Annotated in this window: 26 protein-coding genes; 10 read left to right on the top strand and 16 right to left on the bottom strand. The window is 70.1% G+C overall.

Annotated features, from left to right (window positions below; translation table 11 throughout):
- Window positions 1–48: 48 nt before the first annotated feature.
- The 6 genes from LPW41_RS04175 to LPW41_RS04150 form a co-directional block, all read right to left on the bottom strand.
- Window positions 49–969: a helix-turn-helix domain-containing protein gene (locus LPW41_RS04175; protein ID WP_154096175.1), complete on the bottom strand. Its 921-nt coding sequence runs from the start codon at window positions 967–969 to the stop codon at window positions 49–51.
- The gene (locus LPW41_RS04170) at window positions 966–3125 is read right to left on the bottom strand and encodes a right-handed parallel beta-helix repeat-containing protein (RefSeq protein ID WP_230704176.1); all 2160 of its coding nucleotides are present in this window, start codon (window positions 3123–3125) and stop codon (window positions 966–968) included. Before LPW41_RS04170 ends, LPW41_RS04175 begins: the two co-directional genes overlap by 4 nt.
- Window positions 3118–4416 (bottom strand): glycosyltransferase, encoded by a 1299-nt coding sequence (locus LPW41_RS04165; protein ID WP_154096177.1) that lies wholly within the window; start codon window positions 4414–4416, stop codon window positions 3118–3120. The genes LPW41_RS04170 and LPW41_RS04165 overlap by 8 nt, the downstream gene beginning before the upstream one ends.
- Window positions 4417–4497: 81 nt before the next feature.
- On the bottom strand, window positions 4498–5496 hold the full coding sequence (locus LPW41_RS04160; RefSeq protein WP_230704175.1) for a right-handed parallel beta-helix repeat-containing protein: 999 nt from the start codon (window positions 5494–5496) through the stop codon (window positions 4498–4500).
- A 115-nt stretch (window positions 5497–5611) separates the two neighbouring features.
- Complete coding sequence (locus LPW41_RS04155; RefSeq protein WP_230704174.1) at window positions 5612–6835, bottom strand: M20 family metallopeptidase; 1224 nt, start codon at window positions 6833–6835, stop codon at window positions 5612–5614.
- A 50-nt stretch (window positions 6836–6885) separates the two neighbouring features.
- Window positions 6886–8433, bottom strand: a complete 1548-nt coding sequence (locus LPW41_RS04150) for an AbgT family transporter (protein WP_230704173.1) — start codon at window positions 8431–8433, stop codon at window positions 6886–6888.
- A gap of 114 nt (window positions 8434–8547) precedes the next feature.
- On the opposite strand from LPW41_RS04150, the gene LPW41_RS04145 reads away from it, so the two are divergent.
- Complete coding sequence (locus LPW41_RS04145) at window positions 8548–9597, top strand: Lrp/AsnC family transcriptional regulator (RefSeq protein ID WP_230704172.1); 1050 nt, start codon at window positions 8548–8550, stop codon at window positions 9595–9597.
- 175 nt (window positions 9598–9772) lie between these two features.
- On the opposite strand, the gene LPW41_RS04140 is transcribed toward LPW41_RS04145, so the two are convergent.
- Genes LPW41_RS04140 through LPW41_RS04130 form a run of 3 tightly spaced genes read right to left on the bottom strand, consistent with a single transcriptional unit; the run spans window position 9773 to window position 11071 of the window.
- Window positions 9773–10150 carry a PPOX class F420-dependent oxidoreductase gene (locus LPW41_RS04140; protein ID WP_154096179.1) on the bottom strand — a complete coding sequence of 126 codons (378 nt, stop codon included), beginning with the start codon at window positions 10148–10150 and terminating at the stop codon, window positions 9773–9775.
- Window positions 10151–10152: 2 nt separating this feature from the next.
- Entirely contained in the window at window positions 10153–10686 is a 534-nt protein-coding gene (locus LPW41_RS04135; protein WP_230704171.1) for a 2'-5' RNA ligase family protein, read from the bottom strand.
- Window positions 10687–10693: 7 nt separating this feature from the next.
- Window positions 10694–11071, bottom strand: coding sequence for a hypothetical protein (locus LPW41_RS04130; RefSeq protein ID WP_144829650.1), 378 nt, complete (start codon window positions 11069–11071; stop codon window positions 10694–10696).
- 169 nt (window positions 11072–11240) lie between these two features.
- Between LPW41_RS04130 and LPW41_RS04125 the strand changes: the two genes are divergently transcribed.
- The gene (locus LPW41_RS04125) at window positions 11241–11534 is read left to right on the top strand and encodes a hypothetical protein (RefSeq protein ID WP_144829653.1); all 294 of its coding nucleotides are present in this window, start codon (window positions 11241–11243) and stop codon (window positions 11532–11534) included.
- 15 nt (window positions 11535–11549) lie between these two features.
- On the opposite strand, the gene LPW41_RS04120 is transcribed toward LPW41_RS04125, so the two are convergent.
- Window positions 11550–11876 (bottom strand): hypothetical protein, encoded by a 327-nt coding sequence (locus LPW41_RS04120; RefSeq protein ID WP_154096181.1) that lies wholly within the window; start codon window positions 11874–11876, stop codon window positions 11550–11552.
- Between the two features lie 186 nt (window positions 11877–12062).
- Here LPW41_RS04120 and LPW41_RS04115 point away from each other — a divergent pair, with 186 nt between their 5' ends.
- Window positions 12063–12518 (top strand): MarR family transcriptional regulator, encoded by a 456-nt coding sequence (locus LPW41_RS04115; RefSeq protein ID WP_144829659.1) that lies wholly within the window; start codon window positions 12063–12065, stop codon window positions 12516–12518.
- A 6-nt stretch (window positions 12519–12524) separates the two neighbouring features.
- Here the strand turns inward: LPW41_RS04115 and LPW41_RS04110 are convergent, their stop codons facing one another.
- Window positions 12525–12845 carry an ATP-dependent DNA ligase gene (locus LPW41_RS04110; protein ID WP_144829663.1) on the bottom strand — a complete coding sequence of 107 codons (321 nt, stop codon included), beginning with the start codon at window positions 12843–12845 and terminating at the stop codon, window positions 12525–12527.
- A gap of 75 nt (window positions 12846–12920) precedes the next feature.
- Here LPW41_RS04110 and LPW41_RS04105 point away from each other — a divergent pair, with 75 nt between their 5' ends.
- Window positions 12921–13946, top strand: coding sequence for a glycoside hydrolase family 6 protein (locus LPW41_RS04105; RefSeq protein WP_230704170.1), 1026 nt, complete (start codon window positions 12921–12923; stop codon window positions 13944–13946).
- Window positions 13947–14066: 120 nt separating this feature from the next.
- Entirely contained in the window at window positions 14067–15020 is a 954-nt protein-coding gene (locus LPW41_RS04100; protein WP_186325411.1) for a response regulator transcription factor, read from the top strand.
- Between the two features lie 87 nt (window positions 15021–15107).
- Here the strand turns inward: LPW41_RS04100 and LPW41_RS04095 are convergent, their stop codons facing one another.
- Window positions 15108–16583: a glycosyltransferase gene (locus LPW41_RS04095; RefSeq protein WP_144829665.1), complete on the bottom strand. Its 1476-nt coding sequence runs from the start codon at window positions 16581–16583 to the stop codon at window positions 15108–15110.
- Between the two features lie 142 nt (window positions 16584–16725).
- Between LPW41_RS04095 and LPW41_RS04090 the strand changes: the two genes are divergently transcribed.
- A complete protein-coding gene (locus LPW41_RS04090) occupies window positions 16726–17805 on the top strand; it encodes a hypothetical protein (protein WP_144829668.1) in 1080 nt (359 codons plus the stop codon).
- Window positions 17806–17825: 20 nt separating this feature from the next.
- Here the strand turns inward: LPW41_RS04090 and LPW41_RS04085 are convergent, their stop codons facing one another.
- Entirely contained in the window at window positions 17826–18626 is an 801-nt protein-coding gene (locus LPW41_RS04085; protein ID WP_230704517.1) for a fructose 1,6-bisphosphatase, read from the bottom strand.
- A 180-nt stretch (window positions 18627–18806) separates the two neighbouring features.
- Between LPW41_RS04085 and LPW41_RS04080 the strand changes: the two genes are divergently transcribed.
- Together LPW41_RS04080 and LPW41_RS04075 are read left to right on the top strand one after the other, a co-directional pair.
- Window positions 18807–20474: a cell wall metabolism sensor histidine kinase WalK gene (locus LPW41_RS04080; RefSeq protein WP_144829671.1), complete on the top strand. Its 1668-nt coding sequence runs from the start codon at window positions 18807–18809 to the stop codon at window positions 20472–20474.
- A complete protein-coding gene (locus LPW41_RS04075; protein ID WP_154096183.1) occupies window positions 20471–21589 on the top strand; it encodes a hypothetical protein in 1119 nt (372 codons plus the stop codon). Before LPW41_RS04080 ends, LPW41_RS04075 begins: the two co-directional genes overlap by 4 nt.
- Here the strand turns inward: LPW41_RS04075 and LPW41_RS04070 are convergent, their stop codons facing one another.
- The gene (locus LPW41_RS04070; RefSeq protein ID WP_154096184.1) at window positions 21590–22216 is read right to left on the bottom strand and encodes a hypothetical protein; all 627 of its coding nucleotides are present in this window, start codon (window positions 22214–22216) and stop codon (window positions 21590–21592) included.
- Window positions 22217–22317: 101 nt separating this feature from the next.
- On the opposite strand from LPW41_RS04070, the gene LPW41_RS17005 reads away from it, so the two are divergent.
- Entirely contained in the window at window positions 22318–24087 is a 1770-nt protein-coding gene (locus tag LPW41_RS17005) for a DUF4012 domain-containing protein (protein ID WP_144829679.1), read from the top strand.
- A 176-nt stretch (window positions 24088–24263) separates the two neighbouring features.
- The gene (locus tag LPW41_RS04060; RefSeq protein WP_144829682.1) at window positions 24264–24836 is read left to right on the top strand and encodes a hypothetical protein; all 573 of its coding nucleotides are present in this window, start codon (window positions 24264–24266) and stop codon (window positions 24834–24836) included.
- Between the two features lie 72 nt (window positions 24837–24908).
- Here the strand turns inward: LPW41_RS04060 and LPW41_RS04055 are convergent, their stop codons facing one another.
- Together LPW41_RS04055 and truA are read right to left on the bottom strand one after the other, a co-directional pair.
- Window positions 24909–25604: an endonuclease/exonuclease/phosphatase family protein gene (locus tag LPW41_RS04055; protein ID WP_144829684.1), complete on the bottom strand. Its 696-nt coding sequence runs from the start codon at window positions 25602–25604 to the stop codon at window positions 24909–24911.
- Window positions 25605–25695: 91 nt separating this feature from the next.
- Entirely contained in the window at window positions 25696–26553 is an 858-nt protein-coding gene (truA, locus tag LPW41_RS04050) for a tRNA pseudouridine(38-40) synthase TruA (protein WP_154096185.1), read from the bottom strand.
- Window positions 26554–26574 lie beyond the last annotated feature (21 nt).

Genomic DNA, 26574 nt, shown 5'->3' with positions numbered 1-26574 from the left:
CGGGGGCGCGCATCTCGTGCGTCCCCCCGGCGGCATCCGGGATCCGCCTCAGCGGGTTGCGACGTATCCCGCCTCGCGCACCCACTCCTCGAGGCGCCACACCGGGAGACGGAAAACCCGTGCCACGGCGACGGGGGAATGGTTCGCCTCGGCCACCGCGGCGATCGCGAACTCGCGGAGCGAGCGGAACTCCCGACCCGCGAGCACTCCCTCGCGGAGGTCGGCGAACGTCCGCGGCTGGCGGGGCGGGGTCTGCCCCTGCACCACCAAGACGTACGGCGACATGTGTTCGACCCCGTGGGCGGCCGCACGGCGGTGCACCGATTCCGCGGCGGACGTGGCGTTCGAGGCGATGTCCCTGCTCACGCCGGCGGGTACCCGGCTCGACACGGGGACGCTGACGGAGGCCACGGGCGGTGCCGGTACCGGCGCTACCCAGGGGGCGTCCGGGAGTGAGCCTCCCCACGTCGTCTCGGTCGGGGTCACCGCCGGTGGCGCGGGGCGTGCACCCGAGGTCGCCTCCGGCATCGTCGGTGCGGCCACCGCGGTCGTCCAGGCCGCGGGCGGAAGATCGCCTCCCCACACGACCTCGCTGGGCACGACATAGGGGCTCGGCGCCGGAGCGGCTGCAGCCTCGGGCATCCACGGCGCGGGCGGGAGCTCGCCGCCCCAGATGACCTCGCTGGGAACGACGTAGGCGCTCGCGGGCTCGACCGGTGCAGCCGCGCGTACCGGGTCGGCGAAGAGCTCGGCGACGTCGACCTCGAAGGTCTCGGCCAGGGCGACCAGGGTCGCCAACGAGGCCGTCGTCCGACCGGCTTCGAGTGCGCGCACCCGCGACTCCGACAGCCCCGCTTCGAACGACAGGGCCGTGATCGACAGATCGCGTTCCTCGCGCATGCGGCGCACGCGGGCAGCCAAGGTGTGCAGGACTTCGTCGAGGCGATCCGCCTCCGGTGCGTCGTTCACGCGCTCACTCCCGTCTCACGCGAGGCGCGATCGGCCTCGTCGACCCACTGTTGCAGACGCCAATGCTGTATCCGGAACAGGCGCGCAATGGTGGTGACGGAGTAACCGCCCTCCCGCACCGCCGCGACGGCGAAGTCCTGGAGCGAAGCGAACGTGCGCCCCTCCAGGGGCCCCGTCCGCAGATCGGCGAAGGATCGGGGCCGCACGCGCCCCGGACGGACCCCACCACGCGGGGTCGCAACCGGCTCCGACGTCGCGAACCGCTCCCCCGGCGTCCACGACCCCGGACCCCGCGGCATCCGCGGTCCCGCTCCGCGCGTGCTCGTCGATGACGGCGATCCGACGAGCACCGGAGCGGTCGCTTCCGCCGGCTGCTCGTCGACCGGGCGTGGCGCTTCGACGACGCCTCCCGGGTAAGCGGCCATCTGCTCCTCACCATGGCGCAGCAGTGCCTCACGCAGCAGGTCGCGCAGACGCTGATGCTCGCGACGGCGACGCCACAGCACGGGCACGCCGATCGCGGGGACCAGCAGCACGAGGGCCCACATCCACATCATCGGATGCTCGTTCATCCACCCGACCCAGGCCCACTGGAACGTCCAGGCGGACTGATCGTTGTCTGCCTGCATGGTGCGCGCCCCCGACCACAGGGCGACCGCGTCCTGACCGACGCCGCGCAGCACGTTGCCGGTGATGTCGGCGCGGGCTCCGTCAGCCAGTTCGACCGCGTATCCGGATGCCACGGTCATGTCGTTTCCGCTCACGATGACGGCCGCGCGCGTCAACTCCAGCGCGATGCGGCGGCCCACCAGGCGCGAGTCGGACACCGTGGCATCCGTGATGTCGCCCGAGATGTCGAGACCGCGCAGATCTGCGGACGATAGATCGGCGTTGGCGACGGTCAGCCCGGTCGAGGGCCCCTCGACGAGGACGGCCGTGCGCGTCTCGTCGACCGTGGTGCGCCGGATCTCGGTGTCGTCGGTCGAGATGACCCGCAGACCGCCCTCGCGATTGCCCGAGATGCGGCACTCGGTGAGCGTGAGCCCCTGGGAGGGGGTGAGACCGTAGCCGCCGGTCGTCGGTCCGTCAGCGAGCGCGGCTCCGTCGACCCGGACACCCCACCCGGCCGATCCCTCGACCGTGACGTCGTCGAGAGTGACGGCGCTCGACTGCCGCGAGACGGCGATCCCGTCGCCGCCGGAACCGGTGATGCTCGTCTTCTCGATGGTCGTGTCGCTCGCGCCGTTCGTGACCTCCACGCCGGTCAGCGTCGAATCGTCGAAGCGGGAATCCGTGATCGTGATGCCGGTGGTGTCGGATCCGAAGAACCCGTAGTGCAGTCCCGTCGTCGTGACGTCCTGCAACGCGGCGATCGACCCGCTGCCGCTCCCCGTCACCGAGACCCCACCCGTGCGACCGCTCCAGAAGCCGAGATCAGAGAGGCGTGTCGACACCAGACCCAGGATGCCGTCGCGCACACGGATGTAGGCGCGCCCGTCACTCTGATCGGTGTCGGGGGCGGCCAGCGTGTCGTCCCAGCTGGTCACCGTGACGGGGTGGTCGGCTGTTCCGCCGATCGCGAGGATGCCGCCCCAGCCCACGATGCTCGTGGTGGTGTCCGCCGTGCTGAGCAGGCGCAGGGTGTCCGTGCCCTGAGCTGCGCTCGGATACAGGTCGAGTTCGGCACCCGCCCGGATGACGACGTTGCGGACGAGGGTCGCGGTCGTGCCGTCGTCGACCCGCACGGCCCCCAGGGCCACGAGGTCGCCGAAGAGGTACCCCGTCTGCTGACCGTTGCGAGGAGCAAGCACCACGGTGTTCCAGGTGTCCAGCAGAGCGGGATCGCCCGTGGGCAGCGCCGCAACCGCGGAGAGCCGCGCGTCCTCCGCCGCGACCCTCTCGGCCGGCGTCTTCGGCGTGTCCGAACCGTCGGAACCCGCCGAGCCCGACGGAGACGGCGCGACGAGGGGCGTGTCGGACTGCGCGGCCGCGTCCACCCACGGCAGGAACGTGCCGGTGTGCACGAAGTTGCCCGTCAGCACGACCCCCACGACCAGCACCACGACGGCGACCACCATGGCCACTCGAACCGGGCCGCGGATGCCGGGCCGGGCGTCGCCGCGCTCCTCCGCCGTCAGCGCGCCATCGTCATCCACGGCTCACCTCACCGGTCGCCGCCGCAGCGTGCGCATCCGCGCCCGACAGGCCGACGCTCGCCGCCGACTGCCCCTCGCCCCCGAGGCTCGCCTCGGTCTGGCCCTCGCCGCCCGTGGCATCCGCCGATCGCGTCAGCCACCCCTGCTTGTTCATCGTGAACAGCGCGTAGACCTTGATGGGCAGCGCCACGAGGATGATCACGAGGGTGACGAGCGGGAGCAGCACGATGTCCTCGGGCCGCCGCCACAGATGCGACATGCCGCGGATGCCGCGACCGACGAACAACCACAGCACGGCCAGCCCGAGGGCGAGCCAGGGGTGGGAGGACCGCACGGAGAGCGCGATGTAACCGAGCGCGACGAACATCGTGAACGGGGTGAGCAGGATCTGCATCATCGTGATCTGCGAGATCAGCGGCACCTTGAACACCCACCCGCGCCGGATCGCCGTGAGATAGCAGCGGTAGGAGTTCCGGCTCCATCGCACCCGCTGCTTCACGAACGCCCGGAACGTGCCGGGGAACATCGACAGTGCCCGCGCACTGTCCTGATGCGCGACGCGGAACCCCTGCGACAGCACGAGCCACGTCATCCGGCCGTCGTCTCCGGCCACGCACTCGCGTCCGAAGAAGATCTCGTGCTCGAGGTCTTCGACGCGGGGCTGGATCACGGTGCGTCGGTACGCGGCGGTACGACCCGAGGCGCAGATGATCCCCCCAAACCGCCCCATCGCGGGGGCGTAGTCGGTGTAGCGCAGGTCGATGATCCAGTCCGCGACGCGGCGCCACACGCTCGATCGCGGAAGGTAGACGTTCTGCCGGGTGCTGACGGCGCCGACCGCGGGATCGATGAAGGGCATCTGCACGGCGGCGAGCATGCCGTCGTCCCACGCGGTGTCGGAGTCGACGAACACGATGAGTTCGGTGTCGACCATCCGAATGCCGACGCCGAGGGCCGACCGCTTGCCCCGGTGCTGGAACATGACGACGTCGACGCCCGGGATGCCGAGGGCCTCGATGCGCCGTTGGGCCTCGATGTCGGCGAGGTCGAGCACGATGATGATGCGCGAGGGCCCCTGCCGTACCCAGGTGCGAAGGCATCGGACGAGGACGTCGGGGTCTTCGTGGAACGACGGGACGACGACGGTCGTGGTCGTGCGGAACGCGTTTCGCACGGGACGGGCGGTGGCGGCGAGGATCTTGCGCACCAGCCAGAAGCCCCACGAGACGATCCCGAGGTAGCCGAAGGGCAGCACCCACATGAGCTGCTCAGCGAATGAGCCGTCGTGCACCGTGTCCCCTCCTGACGGCCAATGCCGTCGGCTGCGCCAGGGGAGACAGTGAACGATAGCGCGTCCGGTGCCGCCGTGTCGTCAGGTACAGCGACCGGTAACGAGCTCGATACCCGCCGACACGGTGTTGTCACACGCGACGACGTTGCCCGCCCTCTGCGCCGCGCCCACCAGCCGCACGCCGACGCCGGCCGCCGCCGCCCGCAGGTCCGAGCCGCTGACGGTGTTGCGCTCCCCCCACGGCGCGACGATGACGTGCACCGAGACGGCGTCGACGGGGCCGGTCACGGTGCTGCCCTCGAGCCGCCACCCGGAGCCCTTCAGGTCGATCGCGCTGTCGACGCTCGCCCCGGACGCGGTGGCGAGCGTGGACGCCCGGATGATGCCGTCGCTGGTGCCCTCCTTCACGTCGACGGCCTCCGCGGTGGTGTCCGCGACGACGAGCTGCTCGAAGACGTTCCGATCACTGCGGTCGGGCTGACACGCGCTGTAGCGGCACCAGTTCGACTCGGCCGATCCCACGTAGATCCCCTCCCCGAATTCGGGGTCGGTCAACCCGGTCTGCTCGACCGTGATCGCGCGTACGAGATTGTCGCTGCTCGCCGCACGCAGGTGGAGCCCTTCCTGGCCGACGTGGGAGATGCGCAGGCCGGACAACATCGTGTGCGAGACGCCGTCGAGGACGACGCCCTTCTGCCCACCGCGCACCTCCAGGTCGCGAACGTCCCAGTGCGACGCTCCGTCGAGGTGCAGCGCATACCCGTGATCGACACCGCCCGCGTCGATCACGCTGCCGGCGACGCCGCACAGGACGATGGGCTGATCGGTGGTCCCTGAGGCGGTGGCGCGGAACCGCCCCGTGTAGGTCGCATCGGCCAGCTGCAGGACGGCGCCGGGCTTCGCGTCATCCAGAGCGCGCTGCAGGGCGTCGGCGTCGGCACCGACCTGCACCGCCCCGGGCGCGCACGGCTCGTCCGCCGCGGGAAGCGCCGTCGACGCGGTCGACGCGACACCGGGGGCGCATGCGGAGAGCATCAGGCCGGCGCTGAGCAGCGCGAGGGATCGAGGAAGGCGGGACATCGGGTCGAGTATCGCAGGAGCCCCGCTTCGACGGACCCACGTCCGACCGGCGGCAGGGTCTCCCCCGCCGCCGGCGGATGCGTTCGGCGTCGCAGGGGCGCGGGGCCGGACGAGCTCAGTCCCGCGCGAAGGTCGCCTTGGCGTCGGCGACCACGCTCGGTTCACGGAACGCGGAGAGCGCCGTCGCGGCGAGCATGAGCGCTCCGTCGGCGATCGTGGGCGGAGCGAGCTCGGCCGAACCGGCGGCCGCGGCGAACTCCCGGGTGTGCGGAGCCACGTCGCGGGCGAGGCAGATCATCGGGTGGATCGACGGGACGACATGGCTGACGTTGCCCATGTCCGTGGAGCCCGCGACGGTGGGGTCGGGCTCGAGATCGCGCCCGAGCACGCTGTAGGCGGCCTCGGCGACGTCGACGAGCGTCGGGTTGGACCGCAACGAGAAATAGGGTGGCGTGTTCTCCGCGATCTCCACCGTCGTGCCGGTTGCGATCGCCGCACCCTCGAAGCAGTCCCGCACGCGCGGTACGACGTTCGAGAGCAGATGGTCGCGATCTGCCGCCCGCACGAAGATCCGCAGACTCGCGCGCTCGGGGATGATGTTCGGCGCTTGCCCTCCGTTCGTGATGATCGCGTGGATGCGGACGTCATCGGTCATCTGCTGTCGGAGCATCCCGATGGCCGTCAGCGCCAGCGTCGCGCCGTCGAGGGCGTTTCGACCGAGTTCGGGCGCCGCCGCCGCATGCGCCGCCTTTCCGTGGAAGTCGATGTCGAGGGCGACGCGCGACAGCGACGAGCCGCGTACGGCATCGGTCCCCGACGGGTGCACCATCATCGCCAGGTCGACGCCGTCGAGCACACCGCCCTCGATCATGGGCACCTTGCCGGCGGCGCCCTCTTCGCCCGGGCTGCCGATGACGACGAGATTCGCGGGCACCGGCGACGCCTCCAACGCGTCCTTGACGAGAAGACCCGCGCCGAGACCGCAGGCGGCGATGATGTTGTGCCCGCACGCGTGACCGATCTCCTCGAGGGCGTCGTACTCGCAGAAGATCGCGATGGTCGGGGCGTCGGCATCCGTCGTCGACCAGCGCGCCACGAACGCCGTCTCGAGGCCGGCGAAACCGCGCTCGATTGCGAAGCCCGCCAGCTCGAGTTCGGCCGTCAGGCGCGCGGCGGCGTGCGTCTCCGTGAAGCGGATCTCGGGATGCGCGTGCAGGTCTGCGGCGACGTCGACGAGCGTTGCGAGCCTGCGCTCGAGGAAGGGACGCAGCTCGGTGATCGTGGTCGGCATCGCGTCGATGCTCGCTGCGGCGGTGGAACGCGCGGTGAGGGTGGACATGGGGTGGACCTCCTGGGGGTCTCGGCGGGCGGATGGAGAGGCGATGACGGTCACTGCAGCTCGAGGCCGTGGCCGGGGCCGACCGGCAGGCCGAGCAGACCCCAGACGATGAACTGCAGGAGCCAGACGCCCCAGATCACGAGGGTGAAGGGGATGACGAGGCTGAAGAGGGTTCCGAGTCCGGCTTTCGGCTGCCACCGCTGCAGCAGACCGAGGACGACGGGCAGCATCGGGTTCATCGGCACGAGCGGGTTGGTCGCGGAGTCGGTGATGCGGAAGGCGGCCTGGACGTACGCGGGGTCGATGCCCGCGAGCATGAACATCGGCACGAAGATCGGCGCGAGCAGGGTCCACAACGCCGAACCGCTCGCCAGCAGCAACGCCGGGATCGTGCAGAACAGGCTGAAGAGCACCAGTCCGCCGAGCCCGCCGAGCCCGGTCGCCTTCATCGCCTCGGCCCCCGATGTCGCGAGCAGCAGGCCGAGCTGAGACCAGTTGAACCACGCGATCGCCTGCGCGGCCGTGAAGATCACGACGATGAAGGGAACGAGGTCCTTCACCGCTGCCGTCATGTGCTCGGGTACCTGTCGCGCCGAGGTGAGGGTGCGGGCACCGAGTCCGTATGCGATGCCCGAGACGAGGAAGAGGAAGAGGATGAAGATCGGCAGCGCCGTCATGAAGGGCGATCGGAGGATCTGCCCTCCTTCGCCCTGCAGAGGCGACCCGGGCACGGCGACGACCGTCGCGACGATGGCGAGGTAGGCGGCGACGGCGATTCCGGCCACCCGCAGTCCGCGGCGCTCGATCGCCTCGAGCGGCTTGGACGCGTCTTCGTCGGCAAGGCCCCCCTCGTAGGGGGTGAGACGCGGTTCGACGTAACGCTGGCAGACGACCGTGATGACGACGGCGAGGAGGAGGGTCGAGGTGGCCATGAAGAAGTAGTTGGCGAGCGGTGACACCGACGCCCCGGGATCGACGATCTGCGCGGCGCTCGTCGTGATGCCCGACAGCAGAACGTCCGTGCCCGCGGGGACGACGTTGGCACTGAACCCGGCGACGACCGCGGCGTACGAGGCCGCGAAGCCGGCGAGCGGGTGCCGACCGGCGGCGAGGAACGCTGCTGCGGCGAGGGGCGGCAGAATCACCATCGCCGAGTCGGACGCCAGGTTGCCCATGAGGCTGACGAGCACGACCACGAACGTCACCGCCCAGCCGGGCGCCGCGAGCACGGCGCCGCGCATCGCGGCTTTCAGCAGTCCGAGCCGCTCGGCGACGCCGATGCCGAGCATGACGGTGACGATGAGGCCGAGCGGGGGGAACGTGACGAAGTTCTGGATCGCGGTCGTGAGCGCGTAGACGACGCCTTCGCCCGACAGGATGCTGCGGATGGGGATCGTCTCGCCCGTGGCGGGGTCGATCGTGGCCGCCCCGAGCAGGGTGGCGATCGCCGAAGCGACGGCCACGAGGCCGGCGATGAGGAGGAAGAGGTAGAAGGGGTGGGGCAGCTTGTTGCCCACGCGTTCGATCCCGCGCAGGATGCGGCCGCCGAGGCCTGTGGCGTCGGCGAGGGTCAGTGCGGGGGTGGTGTCGGTCGACATGGGGGGGCTCCGTGTTGTTCGACGTGGCGGTCGGAAAGACTGTGCCTGGCATCTTGCCGATCGCGTGTCACAACCAGTGGCGGATGTTCGATTCCGACTCCCACGGATGCCAAGATGTCGGTTATGCGCATCGAGTCGTCGCCCCACCCGCACGACCTGTCGGATTCGGACCTCGCGCTCGTCGCCGCTCTGCAGGACGCGCCACGCGCCTCGTGGGCGTCGATCGGCCGCGCCGTCGGCGTCAGCGCCCCGACCGCCCGACGGCGTTGGGCGGCGATCGTCGAGTCGGGGGCCGCATGGGCGACGACGTACGTGGGTTCCGGCGCGGGCATGCTCTTCGGGCTGACCGAGGTACGCTGCCGACCGGGCAGCGTCGACGCCGTCGCCGCCGTGCTGCGCATGCATCCGAAGGTCATCTCCGTCACCGGCATGACGGGCGACCGCGATCTCGTCCTGACGATCCTCGCGGAGGACATGGCGCGCTTCCGCCGGCTCATCCAGTCGTGGTTGGGGTCGCACGAGGCGGTCATCGGCGTGCGCTCGACCGTGGTGACCCGCATGTTCTCCGAAGGTTCGCGCTGGCGCGCGGTCGGTCCCCCGCAGGCGGTTGCTCTGCCCTCGGTCCCCGATGACGAGCCGATCGCGCCGACCGCGCAGTGGCATGCGGTGCTCGACGAACTGGAGCGCGACGGTCGCGCGTCGCCGCAGGCGATCGCGGCCAGGCTTGGCAGCTCCGAGGCTCACGCGCGTCGCGTGGTGCGGCGGCTGCTCGGCACGGGATGGATCCAGCAGCGCATCGACGTGTCGCTCGAACAGAGGATGTGGCCGCACGCTCTGGCCCTTTGGCTCGTGGTCCCCGCGGCACGGCTCGAGGCGACGGCGCTGCAGATCGCGAACATGCCGATGACGCGCATGTGCGCCGCCCTCGCGGGCGGGGCATCGAACCTCTACGTCATCGTGTGGCTCCGAGACCTGTCGGATGCCGCTTCGCTGGAGGCGGAGCTGGCCCGGAGCCTGGAGTTGCGCGTCCTCGATCGCGCCATCCTGCTGCACTACTACAAGCGCGTCGGCCACCTCTTCGACGACGAGGACCGACGCGAGGGCCACGTGTCGTGGCTTGCCCCGGCTCCGGAGCATGCGCGGACTGCCGGCGCCGGCCCCTGAGCGGTCAGGTCATCGGAGGCGTGGCACCGTGTCCGCCTTCGAGGAGTGCCCCGCTTGCCCCGGCGTCTAGGGCGAGCACGTCATCGACATCGAGGACACCGATCAGCTGCCCCGCCGCTTCGCCGAGATGTGCGCGGTGTGTCTGCCGCCGGGGCTCCGCGCGCCGACGACCCCCTCAGGCGCGGAAGGACGGAGAGCCCAGAACCCGCTCGACGGTCAGCTCGAGGACCACGCGCTCGGGGTTCACGCGGGGCTGGCGGTAGCGGGCGGCGTACAGGTCGACGGCGTGCGCCACCGCGTCGGCGTCGTCGGTAACCCGGGCGGGGCCCTCGAAGCTGATCCAGCTGCCCCGGTCCACCGAGCAGATCGATGCGCGACCACTGCGGGCGGCATTGACGAATTTCTGGGTCCCGCGCGAGCCGATCACACGGACCACGCCGTCCTCGTAGGTGAAGCCGACGGGCACCGAGTGCACACGGCCGGAGCGGCCCACGGTGGAAAGGGTGGCCAGGTGGTACTCGCTCATGAAGGCGAGGGCGTCGTCGGTCAGCACGGTTACAGCGTGCCACGTCCGGCGATGGACGACACCGTCCGCGTAGCGGCATCCCACCTCCGGATGCCGACGGCTCGGGCCGCGAGATCGGCGCCGCCCGCCGCGGCGAGCACCTCCAGCGCGTCGCCCACCCGGTCGAGCGGCACCCGACGGGCCAGCGTCACGTGGGCCGTCCAGGCACCGGGACGCGTGTGGTCGACGTCGTCGCCGGGGCCCGCGAGCTCGTGGACGCGGGAATGGAGGGCGAGCACGTCCATGGTCGGAACGACCGATCGCGCGATCACACGCGTGCGCCCCGCGCCGAACAGGAGCGGCGCGCCGAGGGTGAGAGCCACCGGGAGCGCCCTGTCGAGCTCCGACGCCGCGATGTCGCGGAGCGCGGACCGTACGAGCAGCGTCGTGTGCGGCCGGTTGCTCTCGCCCTTGTGCTGGGCCTGGCTGGGCAGACCGGCGTCGGCCAAGGCCTTCCACTCGCTGCGCACCGCGGCATCCGTGTCGTCGTCGAAGACGAGCTCGAGACTGACGACGTCCGTCATGGCGCGCTCAGCGCGTCGACCACCAGGCGGCGGCAACGAGGAGAGGTTGGAAGAAAAGGCGTCCGAATCGCTTCTGGTCGGTGTCGAGCCCGAAGGCCGAACGTCCCTTGCGCCACTGATCGATGTTGCCGGGGAAGATCGCCACGAAGAAGGCAGCCAGCGCCGCTCCGATCCGCCGACGCTCCTTGGGCAACGCCACGAGCGCGAGACCGAACGCCGCCTCGACGACACCGGATGCCACGACCACGGCGTCCCGATCCAGAGGGAGCTTCTCGACCAGGGCATCGGGCACCTGCGCCTGGAAATCGCGCCGCGCGAAGGTCAGGTGCGCGACACCGGCGAACATCATGGCCAGGGCGAGGGCCCACCGCACCGGAGTTCTCATGACCCCCACGTTATGACGTTCCAGGGCCACCCCGGCGGGCTTGACGGCGGCCTCCGCACCGACACACGACATCGGCCGATGACCGCTACGACACCCGTACGTATTGCGCAACCCCAGGCCGCCGGCCGCGCCCGCGAGTTGACTTGGTTCACACACGAAGGAGGTGCCCGTGACCATGACCGATGTCGCATCCGCAGCGACCCGCGATCCCGATCTGGATGCCCTCCTGGTGCGCGCGGCCTCCGGAGACTGCGACGCGTTCGTCGCCTTCTACGATGCGACCTCGCCGCGCGTGTACGCGACTCTGCTGGCCCTCACCGGCCTGGCGCAGCGGGCCGACGCCCTGCTCGAGGGGATCTACGTCGAGGCGTGGGAGCGGATGCGCGGACGATCCGCGCCTCCGTGCCCGGGCCTGCAGTGGATGTCGGCGATCGCTCACCGTCACGCCACGGGCACCGTCTGACCGGGTCGAGTCGGTTCAGCGGGACCGCTCGGCGACGGGGACGTCGTGCGATTCGATGTCGAGGGTCAGGCCACTCGAGGAGTTGGCCGAGTTCGCGTAGGTCTGCAACAACTGCGGATCGAGCATCTCGGGCTCGACCGCCCCGAAGACGAAACGAAGCGGGATCGACGGCTGGATCCAGATCGTGCTGCGTCCGGTCTCTTCGCCCGACGGGTGCCGCCACGACATCGTGAAGCTCTCGCCGCGTCGGAGCTTCGTCGCGATCACGACCTTCACGTGCGCGAGAACCCGATCGGGAATGCTGATCGGGCTCGCGGAGGAACCGTAATACAAGAAGCCCATGAGCGTCTCCTTCCAGGAGATTCGGCCCTCGTTATTTTACTAGATTGCCTAACTATCGCAAGGGAAGAGAAGGGAAACGACGGGGATCCATCGCGTTGTCGGACTCGAACCGGAATGCATCGCCTGTCGTGTATCTCGACGACCTAACTAGACTGGCCCCGGGTGGCCGGAGCCCCGAGGAGACCTATGACGTTCGACACTGCTGAGGACCACGCGACCACAGCCGCACGCGCCGTGGAGCGACTGCGTCTCGCGGAGGCGCGCCTCGCGCGACGCCGCCAGACAGACTGCGGACCCAGCGAGAACGCTCGAGCCGCGATGCGCCTGATCCTCGAGCGGGCCGACGCGGGCCTGTCGGTCACGCCGACCGAGATCGCTCAGTCGCTCGCCGTATCGACGGCGTCGGTGACGGGCATGCTCGATCGTCTGCACGCGGGAGGCCTCATCACCTTCGCCGCGAATCCCGCCGATCGCCGGAGCAAGTTCGTGCTCCCCTTCGATCGCGACACCGACGCCGACGCGATCGACCCGGTCACGGCGCGCATCCGCGAGTTCGCCCTCGACCTTCCCGACGCGCTGGCCGACCAGGTCGCCGCCTTCCTCGACCGCGTGCGCGAAGTCGTCGACGCCGAGTGCGCCTGACGATCGTCACCCGATGAGGCTCGGCACCGAATCGGGGTCGGGCTCGGCGACGACGCTGAGACCCTGCGGGGTGCTCGCCTCGTTCATGAGGTCGTCGATCCACCGGCGGTTCAGCTGCGGAGCACGACTGCCGTAGAAGTGGAAGACCAGCGGAATCGACGGCGAGATCCACAGGGAACGCGTGCCACTGCCGTCACCCATCGGGAAGTGGAACATGAACGGCTCGCCACGGCGCAGCTTGTTCATGAAGACGACACGAAGGTGAGAGAGCGTCCGGTCCTCGATGTCGAACGAGTGACCTGACGTGTTGTAAACCAGTTTTCCCACGGAGAGAGTCTATGCCCGTTCACCGAGTTAACTACCTCGGCGCCACCCCCGCTCACCTCGGATAGAGTCCTCAACGTGGCGCGAACGCACCGGCCGAAGAGGCCCCGACGACGGATTCCGCGCGCCCTCGTGGTCGTCGGAGCCATCGTCGTCATCGCGGCGTTGATCGCCGCCATCGCCGTGGTCGGGAGCCTCGTGACCACTCTCTTCCAGACCCTCGGGGCCCGCCCGCCCGCCGTCGACACGCGCATCGTCGCTCCCGACGAGTCGAAGGCCGCGCAGGCGGCCCGCGCCGGCGCGGGCGACGCCGATGAGAACGCGGCCGCGGAGTGGCTCTCGACCCAGCCCACGACATACTGGCTCACGCCCGAGATTGATCCGGTCGATGAGGTGTGGGACCGCGTGGCGCACCTGGCCGCTGAAGCCCGCGACCAGAAGGCGGCGCTGTCGATCGCCGTGTACGGACTCCCCGATCGTGACTGCGGCAATCACTCCGCCGGCGGACTCGACCCCGACGCCTACCGCGAATGGACCGGGCGGATCGGCGACGCCTTGCGCAATGCCTCCGACATCCAGAAGATCGTCGTCCTCGAGCCCGACAGCATCGCTCTGGCATCCTCGTGCGGGTCCATCCAGGACCGCGCGGGCTACCTGCGCGGGGCGGTCGACAGCATCCGCGGCACCAACACCTGGATCTACCTCGATGGGGGCCACTCCTCGTGGCATCCGCCGGCCGAGATGGCCGACCTCCTGCGAGCGACGAATCTTCTCTCCGACGTGCGCGGAGTCGCGCTGAATGTGTCGAACTACCAGGACACCGCGGCGGAGTTCGCCTACGCCCACGCGCTCTCCGACCAGCTCGGCGGCATCCACGCGGTCATCGACACCTCGCGAAACGGTGCCGGGCCGGCGGGCTCCGAGTGGTGCAACCCCGCGGGTCGACTCGTGGGGAGCCCGGGCGGTTCCTACGGCGACGGGGTCGTCGACACGAACCTGTGGATCAAGCCCCCGGGCGAGAGCGACGGCGAATGCAACGGGGGCCCGGTTGCCGGCACGTGGTGGCCGGCGGCCGCTGCAGAGCTGACCAGAGAGCAGCGCTGACGGCGCGGACCGTCCTCCCCGCGCGCGAAGTGTGTCAAGATTGCGCTCGTCGCTGTGCGACGCCGTGTCTCGGGGGAGAACGCGGGCACGATCTCGTGCGAAGCCGGAAGAGTGGGTGAAATGAGCGACAGCACCGAGTTGCTGAAGACAGCCGTCATCGTCGAAGACGATCCCGACATCCGACACCTCCTGGTCGAAGTGCTCGAATCGGCCGGTTTCTCCACCGTGTCGGTCGGTAACGGCATCGACGGCGTGCGGGCGGTCATCGCCTACCAGCCGCTGATCACCACGCTCGACGTGAACATGCCCGGCATCGACGGGTTCGAAGCCGCGCGCCGCATCCGCCAGCAGAGCGACACCTACATCATCATGCTGACCGGCCTCGAAGAAGAGGCCGACGTCGTCCTGGGCCTCGGCGCGGGCGCCGATGAGTACGTGGTCAAGCCGTTCCGTCCGCGCGAACTCCGCGCGCGCATCGAGGCGCTGCTGCGACGTCCGCGCGCCGGCGACTCCGCGGCATCCGCGGCCCCTCGACAGGACAGCGTCGGCCCCTCGTTCCCCGCCGCCCGCACCGATTCGCCCGCACCCGCGGCACCCTCACCGGTCGCCTCGGCCCCCGCGGCGAGCGCACCGGTGGTCGTGCCGTCGTCGCAGGGACCCGAACCGCGCGCCGCGGCACCCGGAGGCGAGATCGTGCCGCGCGCCGCTGCGGGCGAGCTCACTCCGACCGGCGGAGCCTGGGTGGCGCACCGCGACCTGCAGCTCGACCCCGACAGTCGCCTCGTGCGTGTCGGTGGCGAGGAGCTCGACCTCACGCGCACCGAGTTCGACCTGCTCGCGACCCTGATGGAGTCGAAGCGACGCGTGCGCAGCAAGGCCGACCTCACCCTCGTCCTGCGCGGCGAGTCCTACGTCACGAGCTACTTCGTCGGCGAGGCGGACAAGCGCGCGATCGAGGCCCACATGACCAACCTGCGGCGCAAGCTGGGCGACAACCCCGCGAACCCCCGGTACATCGAGACCGTGCGCGGCGTGGGCTACCGTCTGACCTCCGAGCTGCTGGCCGCGCCCTGACGCCCCCGGACATAACGAATGCCTCGGCCCTCCCCAGGGCCGAGGCATTCGTCCTTTCTGACGCGTTCGGGTCAGATCGTGGGTCCGTCAGACCTTGAAGCCGTGCTGGCGACGGACGAGCTTGGAGAACATCAGGAGGGTCTGCAGGACCGTGACCACGCCGACGATGGGCCATCCGATCCACAGGATCGAGGACTGCACCATCGGGCCCACCATGATCCAGATGACGGCGAGGGCGATCGCCACGCCGATGAGCACGATCATCGGCGTCCAGTGACCGAGGCCGCCACCGCGCTCGGCCTTGGCCTGCATCGCCCAGTTGTCGACCTTCTTGCGTGAGAGGAAGCGGGTCCACGAGCGCACGAAGTGACTGATGCGGATCCACATGAACAACTCGGCCGGGAAGAACAACACGGCGAACAGCACGTCGTTGCGGTTGACGTTCTTCATCGTGCGGGCGATGCGCAGGTTCAGCAGCATGGCGATGACCGGCGGGATCAGCCAGAGCGGCGAGAACACGAAGGCGTTCAGCGTCAGCGAACCGGCGAGCAGCGTCAGGAACGCGACGCGGACGAAGAGGTTCGTGAGCATGCCGAAGTTCTCGAACCACCGCAGGCGCAGGTTCGGGTGGAAGGGCTGGCCCTTGGTGTCACCACGCTGGCCGGGCCACATCAGCTCGATGGCACCGTAGGTCCACTTGACCTGCTGTGCGTCGTAGCCCGAGAGGGTGGTCATGCCACCCACGTCGGCACGGGCGTACGGGCTGATCTTGGTGAGGTAGCCGGCGCTCTTGATCTGCAGCGACAGCAGCGAGTCCTCGACCTCGGAGTCCTTCACCCACGGGGTCGACTGGTGGTTCTGCGACATGGCGTCGCGGAGGGCGTTCGTGGAGAAGATCGAGAACTGCCCGCCGAGGACCGCCATATTGCGGCCGCGGAGCATGTTCTGCAGGTTGAAGGCGGCGAACTGCGTGCGCTGACCGGCCGTCAGGAAGCGCGCGATGACTCCCTTGATGGGCTTGTCGTCGATCGTGTAGATCGCCGAGATGCCGCCGATGCGGGAGTCCGACACGGCCTCGGTCTCGAGGAACTCGACGGCCTTGCTGTCGGCGATGGTGTCGCCGTCGACGCCGAGGAGGTAGTCGTAGCCCTCCACGAGGGAGTAGCCGTAGTTGAGCGCGCCGACCTTCTTGTCGGGGTTCTTGCCGATGTCGTGCACGAAGACCTCGGTGAACTGCTCGCCGAGCTCGGTGTGCAGCTCGTGGGGTCCGCTGTACTCCGAAGCGATCTTGACCGTGGCGTCCGAGGTGTTGTTCACGACCACGTGGATGACGTCGGGAACGCGGGTCTGCGCCAGGAGGGCCTCGATCACATCGGCGATCGACTCCTCCTCGTTGTAGGCGGGGATGACGCAGCCGATGGTGGAGCGGTGCACCGACGTGTTCTCGAGGACCGCGGCGAAGTCATCGGCGAAGCCGTGCTCCTCGCTCGCCGTCGCCGTCAATTCGCCCGGGTGGATGCGAAGATCCCGAGACTGCGGGGTGAAGTTGCGCGCATCGGTCATGGCGGGGTCTTCCTGTCGGTGGAGCGGCGTATCGGCTTGTTCCTACTCTGGTAGGTTCGCCGCAAGACGACCACTGCCGAACACCCCCGTCTGCGCAAGATTTCCTCAAGATTGCGTCTGACGCCCGAAGGAGACGACCCCTGTGATCGTCCTCGCTCTTCTCGCATCGATCGCCGTAGCCGGCGTCGCGGGAACGATGCTGTTCCTCGCCCACGGCCGCCCCGGCGATGACCGCGGGGGTGCCCGCGCCGACATGGTGCGCTACTTCGGGATGGCGGCCATCGCGGCTCTGCTGTGCGGCGCGATGAACGTCGTCGAGACCGCGGGCGGAGGGGTGACCGCCGCGGCGGCGGGCAACGCCACGAATCTGCTGGCGGTGGGCCTGCAGTGGGCGGGCGCGCGGCGGCTGAACGGTCGCTCCGCGATCGGCGGGGTGAGCACTGTCGCGGTCGTGATCCTCATGTTCGGGGTCACGTACCTCATCGACCTCGACGACGCCACGCTGCTCAAGACCGCGGGGCTGGTGGTGTTCGCCGCCCTCGGCGCGCTCGAGCTCTCACGACGACCGCTGGGCGAGTTGGGCGGAGCAAAGCTGATCGCGTGGACGCTCAGCCTCTTCGCGGCGTACAACCTCTCCCGACTCGCCGTGGTGGCCGCCGTCGGGATCGCACCCCTGCTGAGCCCGGGAGCCGTATCGGCCGAGACGACGGCCGTCGTCAGCGCGCTCGCGATCGCCGCGGTTTCCGTCGGTGCCGTGTGGATCGGCCGGCAACTCGACGACGACCCCGCCCCCGGCACCCGCGCGCACGATCGCGGCTCGCTGCGCCGCGAGGCCGAGATGCTGCTCGCGGAGCACGTGTCGGTCCGCGCGACCCTGGTGCGCGTGCCCGAGATCGATCTCATCCGCGCCGCACACAGCGGCGAACGGGGCGACACGATCCTGCGCACGGTCGGCGAGGCGGCCCAGGACGTGCTACCCGGAGCCGCCACCGGCCTCCCCGCGCGCGACACGGTCTTCGTCGTCGCCCCGTCGGTTCTCGACACCGCCGAGGTCGAGCAGGCCGTGCGACGCGCCTTCGCCCGCCGCATGCCGGCGATCGATTACGACGACGTTCCCGACCTGACGTTCGAGCACTACCTCGTCATGGACGTCGAGGATCTCTCGCTGCTCATGGAGAGTCGACGCCTCCGCCCGCGGCAGGGGCACAACGGCGCGGAGTGAGAGGGGCGGATGCCGCCCGCTCAGCCCTGCCCGTTGGTCTGGCCCCAGCCGGGTGCGCGGCCCGTGCTGCTCTGCGTGCCGGTCCCCTGGCTGCCTCCGTCGACCTGTCCGTCGTCGGCGAAGATCGCGATCGGCAGGTACTGGTAGACGGTCTGCTGCGAGAACGAGGTGTCGGTGTTCGCCGTCCCCTCGACAGCCACGTTGAGCGCGAACTCGAGCGTGATGCCGTAGGTGTCGTTCGGCAGCTGGCGGATCGAGGTCGTGGGCACCAGCAGGCCGCCCTGGTAGCTGTTCAGCAGCAGCCCGCGCTCGGAGCGCAGGGTGTCGGTGGGAACCAGGGTGCGCGGGTCGGCGCTGAACTGGAACGGGTTCGACACCTGACCGCTGGTCTGAGCCGTCTGCGAGGTCACCGAGATCGACGAGACGTACACGCGTCGCTTCTCGGCGAGAACCGCCTTCTCGTCGACCCGGTTGTCGACGATGTTGACCGCGAAGCCGAGCTGCTTCTCGTTGGTGGGGGTCCACTCCATGGTGCGCTTGGGGTCGACCGCCCAGACGTCGAGACGCAGCTCGAGGCCGTCGGCGACCTCGGAGGTCAGCCGCACCGAGCCGTCGTAGGTGAATTGCGAGTCGAAGGGCTTCGCGTCGGCGGACGACTGCGGAGCGGCGGTCGGCACGACCACCGATTGGTTGCTCCCCGGCTGGCCGGGCAGCGAATTGAAGGCATCGGCGATCTGACCGCAACCGGTCAAGGTGGCCGGCGCGACGATGGCGAGGGCAACGGCCAGGGCGGTCGCGCGGACGCGACGGCGAGAGGTCATGCTCACAGGTGACTCCTGAGGAATGGGCGCGGACGCGCCGAGGTCGACGAACGACCATCACGCTGCGGGATGCAGGCCTCAGGGGGAGTCTGACCGGGCGCGTGGGTGCGAAACCACGAGCGGCGAGCAGAGACAGGATGGCGCGCAGAAGACTACACCACTCTCTATACACTCGAACACATGGCATCACTGAGGAGCGTCCCGCCGGCGGTTCCTCCCGAGGTCGTGCCGGACGACGACGCGACGAACCCGAGCAGCCGCACCCGGTCGGTCTGGCTCCTCCAGCTCGTGCTCGGCGCCAGCGTCGTCATCACCGTGCTGCTCGTCCAGGCGCTCGAGCCGTCGCTGTTCGCCCTGTGGCCGTTCTCCTCGGGCGTCGGCGTCATCATCGCCCTCACCGCGGTGGCGATCGTGGTGCCGTGGCAGAAGCTGCCCCGCGCGGCGGTCGCCCTGATTCCGTTCGGTGACATCGTCGGCATCGGTCTCTTGAGCTTCGGCACCGACCTGCGCTTCAGCTTCTTCTGGGTCTTCCCGATCATCTGGATCGCCACCCATTTCACCCTCGTCTACCTGATTTCGGCGATCGGCGCGGTCGGCGTCATCATCGTCATCGACGCCGCCGTCAACGCCACCGGTCCCGTCACCGCGCTGCGTCTGATCGTGGTGCTGCTGTCTCTCACCTTCATCGCGATCACGTCCTACCTGTCCGCGCGACAGACGCGGGCGTTCAAGCAGCTCCTGCGTCGCCAGGCGAGCCGCCTGCAGGGCACTCTGCAACGTGTCTCGGGCCAGGAGCGCCGCGTCTCGCAGATGCTCAACGGTCTCGACACCGGCATCGCCCGCCTCTCCGCCGACGGCGAGGTGCTCGCCCTCAACGACACGTACGTCGCGCTGTACGGCGTCGAGCGCGACGAGCCGCAACGACCCGGCGGCGCGGTCGAGTACGCGAACCTCCGCGGCGAACCACTGCCCGAGTCGGAGCGGCCCTTCGCCCGCGCGGCCCGCGGCGAGCAGTTCGACGACGAGCGGGTGTGGCTGTTCGATCCGCACGGCGATTGGCACGCCCTCTCGGCATCCACGCGTCGTCTCATCTCGTCGGACGAGCCCGAGAGCACGCTGTTGATCATCCACGACATCACGGCCCTGATCGAGTCCGAGCGCGCACGGGAGCGACTGGCCGCGACCGTGTCGCACGAGCTGCGCAACCCGCTGACGGCGATCATCGGCCACGCCGACCTGGCGCTCGACGATCCGAACCTGTCCCCCAAGGTGCACGAGCAGCTCGAGGTCATCGCCGCGGCCGGCGAGCGCATGCAGAAACTGATCTCCGAGATCCTCGCGACCTCCCGTGGAGTGTTCCGCGAGACGTCGGGGCCGGCCACGGCCGATGCGAGCCGCATCATCGCGTCGTCGCTGGCCTCGTTCCGCCCCGCCGCCGCCGCGCGCCGGGTGAGCGTGATCGACGAACTCCCCGAGTCCGCGGAGGTGCTCGGCGATGCGTTCCGCCTGCGGCAGGCCTTCGACAACATCCTCAGCAACGCGATCAAGTACACGTCCGCCGGGGGAACCATCCGCATCAGCGGAGAGGTCTCCCCCGACGACGTGATCCTCCACTTCGCCGACACGGGCATCGGCATCCATCCCGATGACATCGATCGGGTGTTCGACCCGTACTTCCGCGCGCAGGCGGTGCGCGAGAGCCCGACGCCCGGCACGGGGCTCGGCATGGGCATCATCCGCAGCATCGTGGAAGACCAGGGCGGGTCGCTCTTCCTCGAGAGCGAGCTGGGCGCGGGTACGACCGTGACGGTGGTGCTCCCCTCGCGATCGGACGCCGCCGTCGCATGAACACCACCGACGTCCTCTCGAACCTCGGACTCGCGCAGGCGACTGTCGCGACCGTCTCCACGGTGATGATCATCGGCCTCGGCTTCCTGCATCGTCCCTCGCGCTCCGCGCTGCTGTGGTCGCTCGCCTTCGTGCTGGCGATGACGAGCACCTGGGTGTCGATCATGGGATCGATCGCGGATGCCGAGCCCGTGCGCCGCGCGGGGCTCGGACTCATGCTGGGTGCGCCCGCCCTGATCTGGTCGGGGTTCCGCGCGCGTCGCGGGGTGCCGGCGTTCCCGTGGATCGGCGGGATGCAGGCGGTCTTGACCGCGATCGCGTTCACGGCGGTGACCGACGCCGCCGCCTACGGCCTCGCCTTCCGGCTGGCCTTCGTCGGTGCGGCCGTGTTCGCCGGACTCACCATCGGCGAGCTGCGGCGCGCCGCCGATCGCCTGGAGCGACTCGCTCTGCCGCTCACGATCGTGTCGGCGGGCTTCGTCGCCGTCGGAGCCGCGATCCTCGTGTCGGGGTTGGCCGCCCCTGCCGACATCGGCGACCTCGCCCTCCCCCGGGTGATCAACGGACTCGCGATGCTCATCTACCTGGTGTGCGCCACGGTCTCGCTGCTGTACTTCACCTCGGTGTCGCCGACCGGGGGCCACACGGCGTCGACGTGGCCGCACTTCGTGATCACGGCATCCGACCGTCTGCGTCGCGCCCGCCGTGCGCGCGAGCAGTCCTGGGCGGTGCTGACGGTGCGGCTCGACGACCCCACGCACATCCGCAGCGCGGCCGGAGAGAACGGGTGGCTGCGGCTCGTCACGGAGTTCGAGGCGGTCGTCGACGAGAGCTTCCCCGCCGACGCGGACATCGGACGCGAGACGCGGGGTCGCCTCGTGATCGTCCTCGCCCGACCGGGTTCCGTGATCCGGGAGCACGTCCGCACGACCCTGCGCCGCATCACCGAGTTGGACGTGTCCGACCACGTCGACGTGCAGTTGTCGGCGAGCGTGGGCTGGGTGCCCGCCGAGAGCGCCGACTACGACCTCGCAGCCCTCGTGCTGGCGGCCGGAGAAGCCGCGGCCGAGGCCACCCGTCAGGGCGGCGATCGGTGGGAGCGCGTCCGACCCTGATCAGCCTGCGGGCGTCGCTTCGCCGCCCCCGGCGATGGCGACCGTCAGAGTGTCGCTGGCCGTCTGCTTGGCGAACTCGTTGGACGTGGGGGTGGTCTGGACCAAGAACTCGAAGGTGAATTGGAGGGTGACAAACGTCGCGTCCGCCGGGACCTCTCCGACGTTGAACGTCTGCGAGTAGCTGTAGGGCGCAAGCACCAGATATCCCGGGGCATCCGTCTGATCCGACTGTGCCGACAGGGGCGAGAACGACTGCGAAGCGTTGCCCGGCACGGCCGTCATGGTCGCCCTCTGCAGGTACACCTTCTGCCCGTCGTTGGGCGTGACGGTGGTGACCATCGACAGGTTCACCGGCTTGAGCGCCGTGGGCGTCCACTTGTCCATCGACAGCGTCGACCAGTAGTCCACTGTGGCACCGACGGCACCCGCCGTCAGCGTCCGCTGCGTCGAGCCGCTCGCCAGGTCGTTGCGCACCGGCTGCGGAACCGTGGTCTGCGTGACAGTCGGCGACGCCGAGGGCGTGCCCTGACCGCCGCCCTGGGCCCATGGCGGGGCCCCGCACGCGGTGAGTGCGAACACGGACGCGCCCACCATCGCCGCGCTCCAGAACGCTCTGCCGCGCCGCATCGCCCGCACCATGGATTCTCCCCCGAGTCGTTCCTCCCAGTCTAGGTGGCCGCGGTCGGCGCGGTCCGGTGCGCGGATGAGGCAGGCTTACAGTTTTCGGCGTGATCCGCACCACCCGCCGCTCGTCGGCCACGCCGGCCGCTTCCGTCTTCGCCTGGACGGTGGTGGGAGTGCTCGTGCTGGGTCTCGCCGCAGCCGCCTGGATCGGCACGCGAGGGGTACTCGCGGCGGGCCATCTCGCGGCCGCGCAGGCCGGCGTCTCCGACGCGGCCAGCGACGGCGACGATCTCGCCGCAGCACTCTCCCGCCTGTCGACGGTCGCTGACGACACCCGCGCGGCGCGGGAATTGACGAGCGATCCGATCTGGGCCGCGGCGACGGCGCTCCCGTGGGTCGGGCCGCAGCTCGACGCGCTGACCCGCACCGCCGCTGCGATCGACGACGTCGCCGCGAACGCCTTCGAACCGCTCGCCGAGGCCTCGGCGGGACTGTCTCCCGAGTCCCTCCGGCCGGTGGGCGGCGCCTTCGACGTCGCACGACTGGCCGCGGTCGCGCCCGCCGCCTCGACGGCCGCCGCCGCACTGCGGGCCGCCGCCGATGACGTCGCCGGCATCGAACGGGCTCCGCTCCTCGGACGGCTCGCCGATGCCGTGGCCGCCTCGGCGCAGCAGCTCGACACCGCCGCCGACGACGCCGACGCGCTCAGACGGGCGACCCTGCTCGTCCCGAGCATGCTCGGAGCCGACGGCCCCCGGTCGACGCTCGTGCTCTTCGAGAACAACGCCGAGTGGCGTTCGCTCGGGGGCGTCGTCGGAGCCGTCGCTCAACTCGACGCCGACGACGGGCGGTTGGCGCTCGTCGCGCAGGCCTCCAGCCCGGAGTTCGAGCCCGTCGCCACCTCGCCCGCAGGCGAGCTCCCGGCCGACGTGCAGAGCATCTACGACACCCGGCCGGCACGATTCGTCCAGAACGCTACACAGGTGCCCGACTTCTCGGTGGGAGCCCCCGTCGCACGTGAGTTGTGGCGACGCCTGTCGGGGACCGAGGTCGACGCCGTCGTCGCCGTCGACCCGGTGACCTTGTCGTACCTGCTGCGCGCCACCGGACCCGTCGCCCTCCCCTCCGGAGATCAGCTCACCGCCGACAACGCCGTCTCCCTCCTGCTCGACGAGGTGTACCGGCGCTACTCCGACTCGCGGGAGCAGGACGCGTTCTTCCAGAGCGCGTCGACCGCGGTCTTCCAGGCGGTCGCCGACGGTCGCGCCGACCCGGCTGCCCTCATCGACGCGGTCCGTCGCGCGGGACTCGAGCGACGTCTGCTGGTCTGGAATGCGGATGCCGTGCAGCAGGCGCTCCTCGATGGCACCACCCTGCAGGGGGCGCTGCCCGTCTCCGGCGCCACCACCGGGGTCTTCGGGGTCTACCTGAACGACGGCACCGGCTCGAAGATGGACTACTACCTGCACCCGCAGGTCGAGACCGCGTCGTGCGGTGACGGAACGGCGTCCGTGCACGTGACGCTGCGCAGCGACGCCCCCGACCCCGCCACACTCCCCGCGTATGTGACCGGTGGTGGCGAGCACGGCGTGCCCCCGGGCGACGTCCTGACCGGCGTCTACGTCTACCTGCCGCCCGGCGCGGAGATCATCGGCCAGCGCACGACGAGCGACGGCGATCCCCCGGGCTTCGCCGGCGGCGTGCACGACGGCCGCCGGGTGCTGAAGTGGTCGGTGCAGCTCGCACCGGGAGAGAGCGCCGATCTCGAGGTCACCGTCTCGGTGCCGGGCATGACCGCGGTCAGCGCGGTCTCGACGCCCACCCGCATCCCCGACGAGGTGCCGCGTGCAGGCACATGTCGGTCCGGTGAGTGACGCCGCGCCGGACCCCCTGGTGAAGTCTGCCCCGCCGGCGCGTGAAAGCGAGCCCTTTCCGCCGGGTCGCACACGGCACGGCCGACAGACTCGGGCAAAGGAGCCGCCATGTCATGCGGACGCGGAAGACGCCGCGTCCCCTCCGACACGGCACACGGCTCGACCACGCTAAGCAGATGGGGCACACCATGAAGACCACGATCATCCGGGCCGTCGCCGCGCTCTCGCTCGCCGCGGCCGCGCTGATGGCCCCCACGGCCGCCAACGCGTACACCGACGCCGGCGCCATCGTCGCCAACCCGGCCACGCTGCCGGCCGGCGACGTCACCACCTTCACCACTCCCGGAACCCCCTTCGTCGGCGACGAAGACGTTCTCATCTCGGTCACCGGCATCAACGCCAGTGGCATCACCCTCGCCTCGGCCAAGGTCGAGACCAACACCTCGCTGCGCGGCAAGTCGTCGAACGGGTCGCTCCGCGTCCCGGTCAAGATGCCCGCGAACGGCAAGGGCTCGTACGACTTCACCTTCACCGGCGCGTCGAGCGGACACGTCCTGCACGCCACGGTCACTCTGACCACCGCGGGCTCGGGTTCGGCATCGAACCCCTCGAAGGGCGGACTCGCGGTCACCGGTGTCGACGGCGGCGCCGCGACCGGCCTGTGGATCGGCGGAGGCGCACTCGTCCTCGCCGGTGGGGCCGTCGCGATCGGCGCCAGCGTGCGACGCCGTCGCCGCGTCGAGGCCTGAGCACCGGCACGCGCACAGCAGGAGGGGCCGTCGTTTCGACGGCCCCTCCTTTCGCGTTCGCTCTCCCGCGTGTCAGCCGGCGACGGGGGCGCGATGCCCCTGCGTCACCTCAGCCGTGATGAGGATCGGGAGGTGGTCGCTCAGCCCCTGCGGGAGGGTCTTGATGTGGGCGATGTCGAAGCCGATCGACGTCGCGAAATCGTAATGGCCGCGGAACACGCGGTACCTCGTGTACGTGCGCGCATCGCTCAGCGTGAGCTCGTATCCCTGGTCGCGGACTTTCTGCCCGAGGTTCTCCTTGAAGACCGGGTAGTTGTAATCGCCGACCATCAAGGCGGGCAGCCCCGGACCGAGGTTCTGCAATTCGGTCAGGGCGGTACGGATCTGATGCCGCCGCAGGGAATTCAGCGCGGTCAAGGGCGCCGCGTGGAACGAGGCGACGATCACGTCGCGACCCGTGTCGATGTCGCTGAGGCGCACCCCCAGCATCCGCTCTTCAGCCGGTTTCAGCACACGGTCGTGCAGGGACTTCTTCAGCGCGATCGCACGCACCTCTTCCGCACGGAAGGTGTTCTCGCGGTAGTACAGGGCGAGACCGAGGCGATTGCGCTGCGTCGCCTCCGCGAGGCGCAGACCACCGATCTGAGCGGGGATGTCGTTCGCGTCGCACTCCTGCAGACAGAGCACGTCGACCTCGTGGGCCTCGACGAGGGCGACGAGCTCACCGGCAGCGCGGTGCTTGTTGAGGTTGTACGAGATGACCTTCATGGCGAAGACAGCCTACGACCGTCGGCTCGGGGCGAGCCGAGGGGTTGCACACACCCGCAACGGGCGATTCCGGATGCCGCCGACTCGGGGATCAGGAATCGGCGACGTCTGCGTCGCGGCGCGCACGCGTCTGCTCCGCGCGGGAGGCGAGGAGCTCGTCCGCCGGATAACCGACCTCGGCGAGGACGAGACCTCGCGCGGCCAGCACCTTCGTCTCGGGGATGCGCATGCGCGCGTCGCGGATCGCAACGACGTCCTCGACCGCGATCCGCCCCTCCCCCACCGCGACGCAGGCGCCCACCAGGGCGCGGACCATGCTGTGGCAGAAGGCGTCCGCGCGGACGTTCGCGACCAGCACCCCGTCGTCGCCTCTGCGCCAGTCGTACTCGAGCAGGGTACGGATGGTGGTCGCCTCTTCGCGGGCTTTGCAGTACGCCGCGAAATCGTGGAGCCCGATGAGACGCGAGGCGGCGGCATCCATTGCCTCGAGATCCAGCGCGCTGCGCACCGTCGTCGTGCGAAGGCGGTCAAGGGGGTCGTACCCGGTGGCTGCGTCGGCCAGTCGGTAGCTGTAGCGCCGCCACACCGCCGAGAAGCGCGCGTCGAATCCCTTCGCAGCCGTGGAGGTGCGTCGGACCGTCACGTCGGGATAGGCGCCCAGCACGCCGCGCACGCGGCCGGCCAGCGCCGCGACCGCGTCGCCTTCGTCGTTGTCGCGACGCCGTCGCGGAAGGCGAGCCGTCTGCGCATCGTCGAGGTCGAGATGGGCCACCTGGCCCGACGCGTGCACGCCGGCGTCGGTGCGACCCGCGACGATGAGCCGCGGCGACCCTCCGACGATGCGGGACAGGGCGTCCTCCAGAACTCCCTGCACGGTGCGCAGACCCGGCTGCCGCGCCCAGCCGCGGAAGTGCGTGCCGTCGTAGGAGATGTCGAGACGGATGCGCACTCCCCCAGCCTACGAGCGTCG

Origin of the sequence: Microbacterium sp. JC 701 (assembly GCF_021026215.1) — a bacterium.
Taxonomy (GTDB): domain Bacteria; phylum Actinomycetota; class Actinomycetes; order Actinomycetales; family Microbacteriaceae; genus Microbacterium; species Microbacterium algihabitans.
Note: the sequence above shows the minus strand (reverse complement) of the source record. Positions and strands in the feature narration are given on the sequence as shown.

Excerpts from the sequence above, each read along its gene's own strand:
- LPW41_RS04070 (WP_154096184.1), bottom strand. The coding sequence starts at position 22,216 with ATGCGGCGCGGCAGAGCGTTCTGGAGCGCGGCGATGGTGGGCGCGTCC.
- LPW41_RS04095 (WP_144829665.1), bottom strand. The coding sequence starts at position 16,583 with ATGACCGATGCGCGCAACTTCACCCCGCAGTCTCGGGATCTTCGCATC.
- LPW41_RS04160 (WP_230704175.1), bottom strand. The coding sequence starts at position 5,496 with ATGTCCCGCCTTCCTCGATCCCTCGCGCTGCTCAGCGCCGGCCTGATG.
- LPW41_RS04150 (WP_230704173.1), bottom strand. The coding sequence starts at position 8,433 with ATGTCGACCGACACCACCCCCGCACTGACCCTCGCCGACGCCACAGGC.
- LPW41_RS04060 (WP_144829682.1), top strand. The coding sequence starts at position 24,264 with ATGGGGCACACCATGAAGACCACGATCATCCGGGCCGTCGCCGCGCTC.
- LPW41_RS04135 (WP_230704171.1), bottom strand. The coding sequence starts at position 10,686 with ATGACGGACGTCGTCAGTCTCGAGCTCGTCTTCGACGACGACACGGAT.
- LPW41_RS04130 (WP_144829650.1), bottom strand. The coding sequence starts at position 11,071 with ATGAGAACTCCGGTGCGGTGGGCCCTCGCCCTGGCCATGATGTTCGCC.
- LPW41_RS04100 (WP_186325411.1), top strand. The coding sequence starts at position 14,067 with ATGAGCGACAGCACCGAGTTGCTGAAGACAGCCGTCATCGTCGAAGAC.
- LPW41_RS04155 (WP_230704174.1), bottom strand. The coding sequence starts at position 6,835 with ATGTCCACCCTCACCGCGCGTTCCACCGCCGCAGCGAGCATCGACGCG.
- LPW41_RS04085 (WP_230704517.1), bottom strand. The coding sequence starts at position 18,626 with ATGACCTCTCGCCGTCGCGTCCGCGCGACCGCCCTGGCCGTTGCCCTC.
- LPW41_RS04115 (WP_144829659.1), top strand. The coding sequence starts at position 12,063 with ATGACGTTCGACACTGCTGAGGACCACGCGACCACAGCCGCACGCGCC.
- LPW41_RS04075 (WP_154096183.1), top strand. The coding sequence starts at position 20,471 with ATGAACACCACCGACGTCCTCTCGAACCTCGGACTCGCGCAGGCGACT.
- LPW41_RS04055 (WP_144829684.1), bottom strand. The coding sequence starts at position 25,604 with ATGAAGGTCATCTCGTACAACCTCAACAAGCACCGCGCTGCCGGTGAG.
- LPW41_RS04120 (WP_154096181.1), bottom strand. The coding sequence starts at position 11,876 with ATGGGCTTCTTGTATTACGGTTCCTCCGCGAGCCCGATCAGCATTCCC.
- LPW41_RS04080 (WP_144829671.1), top strand. The coding sequence starts at position 18,807 with ATGGCATCACTGAGGAGCGTCCCGCCGGCGGTTCCTCCCGAGGTCGTG.
- LPW41_RS04145 (WP_230704172.1), top strand. The coding sequence starts at position 8,548 with ATGTCGGTTATGCGCATCGAGTCGTCGCCCCACCCGCACGACCTGTCG.